Origin of the sequence: Streptococcus sp. k-628, from assembly GCF_013277475.1 — a bacterium.
GTDB lineage: Bacteria > Bacillota > Bacilli > Lactobacillales > Streptococcaceae > Streptococcus.
On record NZ_VMMZ01000098.1, the window covers coordinates 1 to 378 of the forward strand.

General features: G+C 49.7%; 1 protein-coding gene. It reads right to left on the reverse strand.

Annotated features, from left to right (window positions below):
* Window positions 1-232, reverse strand: a 232-nt coding sequence (locus tag HT730_RS09825; protein WP_173307482.1) for a hypothetical protein, incomplete at its 3' end; no start/stop codon positions are given.
* Window positions 233-378: the final 146 nt, after the last annotated feature.

Below are 378 nucleotides of genomic sequence, written 5' to 3' on the forward strand. Positions count from 1 at the left end.
CTGTAGGAACTGTTCCTACTGCTTCCACGTGATCTTTGCCTGTCGCGGTTACAGCACCTGTGAGGTCTGTCGCCTCTACTGCTTCACCTTTCACCTTGGTGATTGAAGCGATGTCCACTGTATGCTCTGTCGGAGTGATACTTGCACTTGATGCCTGACTGGTTGTAGCGTCGCTTCCCTTGGTTGCGCTAACACTTACTGCTTGACCAGCTGTGTAGCTTGATGGTTTCAAGCGTAACGTACCGTTATCTAATAGACTCGCATCACCACTTGTTACCGTCCAGCCTGTCGCTCCTTTGCTGAGCTCAACAGTTTGACTTGCTTCCTTGCTTATCTGTATAAGTCAAGCGTGCTTTATCCTCAGTGTCTGGTAAGCCG